7 protein-coding genes and 1 pseudogene are annotated in these 6,187 nt (G+C 72.0%); 3 read left to right on the plus strand and 5 right to left on the minus strand.

Going from position 1 to position 6,187, the window contains the following annotated elements; genetic code table 11:
* The first annotated feature begins 6 nt into the window (after positions 1 to 6).
* The 3 genes from Q2K20_RS10915 to Q2K20_RS10925 are packed head-to-tail and all read left to right on the plus strand — an operon-like array spanning position 7 to position 2,363.
* Positions 7 to 822 (plus strand): MBL fold metallo-hydrolase, encoded by an 816-nt coding sequence (locus Q2K20_RS10915; RefSeq protein ID WP_159148626.1) that lies wholly within the window; start codon positions 7 to 9, stop codon positions 820 to 822.
* Positions 823 to 1,716: a Sir2 family NAD-dependent protein deacetylase gene (locus Q2K20_RS10920; RefSeq protein WP_159148625.1), complete on the plus strand. Its 894-nt coding sequence runs from the start codon at positions 823 to 825 to the stop codon at positions 1,714 to 1,716. It begins immediately after the preceding gene.
* A 23-nt stretch (positions 1,717 to 1,739) separates the two neighbouring features.
* A complete protein-coding gene (locus tag Q2K20_RS10925; protein ID WP_096905780.1) occupies positions 1,740 to 2,363 on the plus strand; it encodes a carbonic anhydrase in 624 nt (207 codons plus the stop codon).
* Between the two features lie 39 nt (positions 2,364 to 2,402).
* On the opposite strand, the gene proB is transcribed toward Q2K20_RS10925, so the two are convergent.
* The 5 genes and pseudogenes from proB to Q2K20_RS10950 form a co-directional block, all read right to left on the minus strand.
* Positions 2,403 to 3,518: a glutamate 5-kinase gene (gene proB / locus Q2K20_RS10930; protein WP_096905781.1), complete on the minus strand. Its 1,116-nt coding sequence runs from the start codon at positions 3,516 to 3,518 to the stop codon at positions 2,403 to 2,405.
* On the minus strand, positions 3,515 to 4,975 hold the full coding sequence (gene obgE / locus Q2K20_RS10935; RefSeq protein WP_067719726.1) for a GTPase ObgE: 1,461 nt from the start codon (positions 4,973 to 4,975) through the stop codon (positions 3,515 to 3,517). Before obgE ends, proB begins: the two co-directional genes overlap by 4 nt.
* Positions 4,976 to 5,106: 131 nt before the next feature.
* Entirely contained in the window at positions 5,107 to 5,370 is a 264-nt protein-coding gene (rpmA, locus tag Q2K20_RS10940) for a 50S ribosomal protein L27 (RefSeq protein WP_007626965.1), read from the minus strand.
* Positions 5,371 to 5,439: 69 nt separating this feature from the next.
* A complete protein-coding gene (gene rplU / locus Q2K20_RS10945) occupies positions 5,440 to 5,745 on the minus strand; it encodes a 50S ribosomal protein L21 (protein WP_067719729.1) in 306 nt (101 codons plus the stop codon).
* Positions 5,746 to 5,987: 242 nt separating this feature from the next.
* Positions 5,988 to 6,187 (minus strand): annotated as a pseudogene (locus Q2K20_RS10950) (hypothetical protein); the annotation flags it as partial.

The following is a 6,187-nucleotide window of genomic DNA, read 5'->3' on the forward strand; positions in this document are numbered from 1 at the left end:
TCTCCCATGCGGATCCACCAGCTCAACTGCGGCACGATGGGGGGCCTCGTTCCGACGCGCGTGCTGCTCGTGGAGGCCCCGGACGGGCTCGTGCTGGTGGATTCCGGGATCGGGTTGCAGGACATCGCCGACCCGGCCGGACGCCTCGGGGCGATGCGCCACGCGCTGCGCCCGGCGCTGCGCACCGGCGAGACCGCCGTCCACCGCATCGGGGCTCTGGGCCTGGATCCGCGGGACGTGCGGCACATCGTGCTGACCCACATGGACGTCGACCACATCGGGGGACTCGCCGACTTCCCGGAGGCGCAGGTGCACGTCGTCGCCCAGGCGCTGACGTGGGCGGTGCGCACGCCGCGGTTCGTCGAGCGCCGCCGGTACCGCCGCCCCCAGTGGTCGCACGGGCCGCGGTTCGTCGAGTACTCCTACGGGACCGACCGGTGGGAGGGCTTCCGGGCGCACCCCCTGGACCATGTCGCCGAGGGGATGATGCTGGTGGACCTGCCGGGCCACGCGGTGGGTCACGCCGGGGTGTTGGTACCCGGCGGCGGCCGCACCGGTGGTGTCGGTGACCACGACCGCGTCCACGGCAACGACGACGACGACAAAGACCTCCTCCACGCCGGGGACGCCTTCTACCACCAGGGGCAGATCGGTCAGACGGGTCGCGTGCCGAGGCCGATCCCCGTCCTGGAACGCGCCCTGGCCCTGGAACCGGGCGCGGTGTCCCTGACGCACGCCAGGCTCGCCGGGTTGGCCCGGCGTCGCCACCGCACCCTCGACGTGGTGTGCGCGCACGACCCCTCGGGGCCCGGGGGCCTCTAGATGGTCAGGATCCGCGAAACCGCCTGGACGCCGGCCGAGCGCACGGAGGCGGACCCGGACCTCCCCGACCGCGCGGCCGCACTCGCCGAACTCCTCCGGGGCCGACGGGCGGTGGTGCTCACCGGCGCCGGCATCTCGACCCCGTCGGGCATCCCCGACTACCGCGGGCCCGATTCGCCCGGCCGGACCCCAATGACGTTCCAACAGTTCGTGGGCGACCCCACGTTCCGCCGGCACTACTGGGCGCGCAACCACCTCGGGTGGCGGCACATGGAGGCCGCACGACCCAACGCCGCGCACCTCCTGCTCGCCGACTGGGAGCGTCGCGGCCTGGTCACCGGGGTGATCACCCAGAACGTGGACCTGTTGCACCTCAAGGCGGGCAACCGCCGGCTCGTGGACCTGCACGGGACCTACGCCGTGATCATCTGCCTGGACTGCGGCCTGCGACAGAGCCGGTGGGCGCTGCACGAACAGCTCGAACGCCTCAACCCCGGCTTCATCGAACGCGTGACCTCCCGCGGCGCGATCGAGGTGGCGCCGGATGCCGACGCCGTCCTGGCCGAGACCTCCGACTTCCGCATGGTCGACTGTCGGGCCTGCTCGGGAGTCCTCAAACCGGACATCGTCTACTTCGGCGAGAACGTCCCCGCGCATCGCGTGCAGGAGGCCAACGCGCTCGTCGACGGGTCGGACCTCGTCGTCGTCGTCGGCTCCTCCCTGACCGTCCGCTCCGGATACCGGTTCGTACGGCGTGCGGTGACCACCGGCACGCCCGTCGCGGTGGTCAACCGCGGCCGCACCCGCGCGCACGACGAGGCCACCCTGACGATCGACGGCGACTGCGTGGAGGTCCTCGAGCTGACAGATGCGGCCCTGCCGCACCACGGGTGAGCGTCGAGGAGCAAAATAGGGCCATGCAGATCGCAAAGACACCGGGGACCGCACTGGCCCGACTACTCCGCGGCAACGCCCGCTACGTGGCCGGGGAGAACCTCAACGAGCACAAAGACCCCTCTCGGCGCACCGAGCTCGCCTGCCAGCAGAATCCGTTCGCGCAGGTGTTCGGCTGCGCGGACTCCCGCGTCCCCGCCGAGGTCGTCTTCGACCAGGGGCTCGGCGACCTGTTCGTGATCCGCAACGCCGGCCACATCGTGGACTCGTCGGTGCTCGGGTCGATCGAGTTCGGGATCGAGGCCCTGAACATCCCGCTGACCCTGGTCCTGGGACACACCTCGTGCGGCGCGGTGGGCGCCACGATCACCGCCATCGACACGCACTCCACCCCGTCCGGGTACCTGCGCGACGTGGTCGAGCGGATCTCGCCGGCCGTGTTCGAGGCGCGGCGCGACCCGGACGCCGGGTACGACGACGTGGTGGTGGAGAACGTCCGCCACACCGTCACCGCGATCCGGCAGAAGTCGGCCGCCGTCGACCGCGCGATCACCGAGGGCCGCACCGCGATCGTCGGCGCGATCTACAACCTCGAGGAGGGGACCGTCACCCCGGTCCACACCGAGGGGACCGTCACGGAAGGCTGAGCGCGGGCCGACCGGGGTCGGTGGTCGGACCAGCGCTGGTCAGACCGGGACGAGGTCGTCGGCGTGCACCAACGGGCGCCCCTGACCGGAGCCGGTGCCGCCCGCCGCCCGGTCGACCAGCCGGGCGCGGACCTCGACCGAGTCGTACTGGGCGATCCCGCGGGCGACCACCCGGCCGTCGACGTCGTGCATCTCGATAACGTCGCCGAAGTGGAACAGCCCGTCCACCCCGGTCACCCCGGCCAGTAGCAGGGAGCGTCGCGAGCCGGTCACCGCTCGGACCGCTCCGTCGTCCAGCAGGACCGCCCCGCGGGCGTCCGCGGCGTGCCGGACCCAGAAGCGCCGGGCGGTCATCCGCTCGGGCCGGGCCGCGAAGACCGTGCCCACCGTCGGGTCGGCGGCGAGGGCCTGCGGCGCCAGCTCCGCGGCCGTGAGCAGGACCGGGATGCCCGCGTCCGCGGCCAGACGGGCGGCGGCGAGCTTGGAGGCCATGCCGCCGGTCCCCAGGGCACCGCCGGCACCGGCGATCACGCCGTCGAGGTCGCCCTCGCCGCCGACCATGGTCACCGCGCTGGCCCCGCCCTTGCGCGGGTCGGAGTCGTACAGGGCGTCGACGTCCGAGAGCAGGATGAGGGCGTCGGCGCTGATGAGGTGCGCGACCAACGCGGCGAGCCGGTCGTTGTCACCGAACCGGATCTCGTTGGTGGCCACGGTGTCGTTCTCGTTGATCACCGGCACCGCGTGCAGGGTGCGCAGGCGGTCGAGGGTCCGCTGGGCGTTGGCGGCGCTGTCCCGCCGCCCGATGTCGGCGGCCGTGAGCAGCACCTGGCCCACCACCCGGTCGAAGCGGGCGAACGAGTCGCCCCACGCGCGCGCCAGCTCGAGCTGTCCGACGCTGGCCGCGGCCTGCTTCGCGGACAGGGTGCCGGGGCGGGTGGTCATCCCCAGTGGCGCCATGCCGGCGCCGATCGCACCGGAGGAGACGACGAAGACGTCCGACCCCGCGGCCATCCGCGACTGGCAGACGTCGGCGAGTGCGTCGAGTTCGGCCCGCCGGATCCCGCCGTGGAAACTGGTGATGGCCGACGAGCCGATCTTAACCACCACGCGGCGGGCCGCGCCGATACGACGGCGCAACTCCCGCTCCGTGGTCACTCCAGGATCTCCTCGTCCGGGTCGATCAGGCCGCGGCGCACCCGCTTGCGGTACTTGCGCTCGGTGGCGCCGATCCGCTCGTCGGACTCCAGCCGGATGTCGGTCCCACGCCCGGTGCGCATGAGGTCGACGCCGGCCGGGGTCTGCGGCTCCCACTCGAACGAGACGTCACCGATGGTGACGGTGCAGCCCTCCGTGGCGCCGGCCTTGATGAGCGCCTCCTCGACCCCGATCCGGGCCAGCCGGTCGGCGAGGAAGCCCACGGCCTCGTCGTTGTCGAACTCGGTCTGACGGATCCACCGCTCCGGCTTGGCCCCGGTGACGATGAACGCGCCGCGGTCGGCGGGATCCGGGCGGACGCGGAACTCCTCGACGTCCACCGCCTTGGGGCGGATGACGATCCGCTCGGGCGCGGCGGGCGGGTTGGCCTTACGGTGGGCCTTGATCAACTCGTACAGGCCGTACCGCAGCTCGTCCAACCCCTTGTGGGCCACCGCGGAGATCGCATAGACCGGCCACCCCTTGGCCTCGAAGTGCTCGCGCACCATCTCCGCCATGTCGGCGGCGTCGGGCACGTCGATCTTGTTGAGCACGACCACGCGGGGGCGGTCTGCCAGGTCGCCGATCCCGGCGTCGGTGAGTTCGGACCGGTAGGCGGCGAGCTCGGCCTCGAGGGCGTCCACGTCGGAGATCGGGTCCCGGTCGGACTCGAGGTTCGCGCAGTCCACCACGTGGGCCAGCACGGCGGTGCGCTCGATGTGACGCAGGAAGTCCAGACCCAGGCCCCGGCCCTCGCTGGCCCCGGGGATGAGGCCGGGGACGTCGGCGATGGTGAAGGTGTCGTCGCCGACCGAGACCACGCCGAGGTTGGGTGCCAGGGTGGTGAAGGGGTAGTCGGCGATCTTGGGCTTGGCCGCCGAGAGAACCGAGACCAGGGAGGACTTGCCGGCGGACGGGAAGCCCACCAGTCCGACGTCGGCCATGGACTTGAGCTCGAGCGTGAGATCGCGGACCTCGCCGGGCTCGCCGAGCAGCGCGAAGCCGGGGGCCTTGCGGGCCCGGGATGCCAGGGCGGCGTTGCCCAGACCGCCCTTGCCACCCTCGGCGGCGACGAAGCGGGTGCCGACGCCGGTGAGGTCGGCCAGCACCTCGCCGTCCTCGTCGAGCACGACGGTGCCGGGCGGCACCGACAACACGAGGTCGGCGCCCTGGGCACCGTTGCGGTTGGCGCCCATACCCGGCTGGCCCCGGCCCGCGCGGGCGTGGGGCCGGAAGTGGAAGTCGAGCAGGGTGTGGACCTGGGGGTCCACGACGAGGACGACGTCGCCGCCGTGCCCGCCGTTGCCGCCGTCGGGGCCGCCGAGGGGCTTGAACTTCTCGCGGTGCACCGAGGTGCAGCCGCGGCCGCCGTCCCCCGCTGCGAGGTGGAGCACTACGCGGTCGATGAATCTCGACATGGTGGGGACTCCTCCGGGTGACGGGTGGTGACGGGCGGGGTGGTGCAAATACTCTCGGGGGCCGGGTGTGAGGTCTTGACGACCCCGCCCGGCCCCCGAGGGCTGTTCATGAAAGTGGTCGGCTGGGAGGCTCAGGCCTCGGCGCCGGCCGGCACGATGTTCACGGTCTTGCGACCGCGCTTGGTGCCGAACTCCACCGCACCGGCGGAGAGGGCGAACAGGGTGTCGTCGCCACCACGGCCGACGTTGACGCCCGGGTGGAACTTGGTGCCGCGCTGGCGCACCAGGATCTCACCGGCGTTGACCTCCTGGCCGCCGAACCGCTTGACGCCGAGGCGCTGTGCGTTGGAGTCACGACCGTTACGGGTGCTGGATGCGCCCTTCTTACTTGCCATGTCCGAGTCCCTCCTTCAGGGAGCACGCCCGAGGGCGCTGAGCTGGTGGCCTGAGCGGCCGGAGATGGATTACTTGATACCGGTGATCTTGACGACCGTCAGCTTCTGACGGTGGCCCTGACGCTTGTGGTACCCGGTCTTGTTCTTGAACTTGTGGATCCGGATCTTCGGTCCCTTGGTCTGCTCGACGATCTCGCCGGAGACGGTGACCTTGGCCAGGGCGTCGGCGTCGGAGGTGACGGCCGAACCGTCGACCACGAGGATCGGGGACAGCGACACGGAGGTTCCGGCCTCGCCCTCGATCTTCTCGACCTTGACGTGGTCCCCTTCGGCGACCTTGTACTGCTTGCCGCCGGTCTTGACGATCGCGTACATCGAGGGCTTCCCCTTGCTTCTCGGGTGTGCGGCCGCCTGGGGCGACCACACCTGGTGTGCGGTGTTCTCTCTTGCTCGCCGACTCGCGTCGGTCGAGGGTCGCGGGCCCCGGAACCGTTCCCGATCCCGTCGCGCGACTCCTCGCGCCACGACATAGCGCCGCGACGAGCGACCTGTCAAGGTTACGGTCCGGCGGCACAGCAGGTCAAACCGACCGTGCCGCCGGCCCGCGGCCGGGTGCGTCAGTCGCCCGCGGGGGCGGTCGTCGTCCTGGTGGCACGTCGCCTCGCGGGCCGTCTGCGCGGCTCGGCGACCACCGTGGTGGGCGCTTCCGCCAGGGGCGCGGCCTCGACCTTCGCAACCGGATCGGCCGGTGCGGCCTGCGGCGCGGTGTCGGTCCCGGCGGCGCCAGCCTCTGATGCCCACCCGTCCCGGGTCAACT

This window comes from Dietzia sp. IN118 (genome assembly GCF_032905965.1).
Lineage (GTDB): Bacteria > Actinomycetota > Actinomycetes > Mycobacteriales > Mycobacteriaceae > Dietzia > Dietzia kunjamensis.

Bases quoted from the DNA above. Each gene is read 5' to 3' on its own strand.
- Q2K20_RS10915 (WP_159148626.1), top strand. From the start codon at position 7: ATGCGGATCCACCAGCTCAACTGCGGCACGATGGGGGGCCTCGTTCCG.
- Q2K20_RS10920 (WP_159148625.1), top strand. From the start codon at position 823: ATGGTCAGGATCCGCGAAACCGCCTGGACGCCGGCCGAGCGCACGGAG.
- Q2K20_RS10925 (WP_096905780.1), top strand. From the start codon at position 1,740: ATGCAGATCGCAAAGACACCGGGGACCGCACTGGCCCGACTACTCCGC.
- obgE (WP_067719726.1), bottom strand. From the start codon at position 4,975: ATGTCGAGATTCATCGACCGCGTAGTGCTCCACCTCGCAGCGGGGGAC.
- rpmA (WP_007626965.1), bottom strand. From the start codon at position 5,370: ATGGCAAGTAAGAAGGGCGCATCCAGCACCCGTAACGGTCGTGACTCC.
- rplU (WP_067719729.1), bottom strand. From the start codon at position 5,745: ATGTACGCGATCGTCAAGACCGGCGGCAAGCAGTACAAGGTCGCCGAA.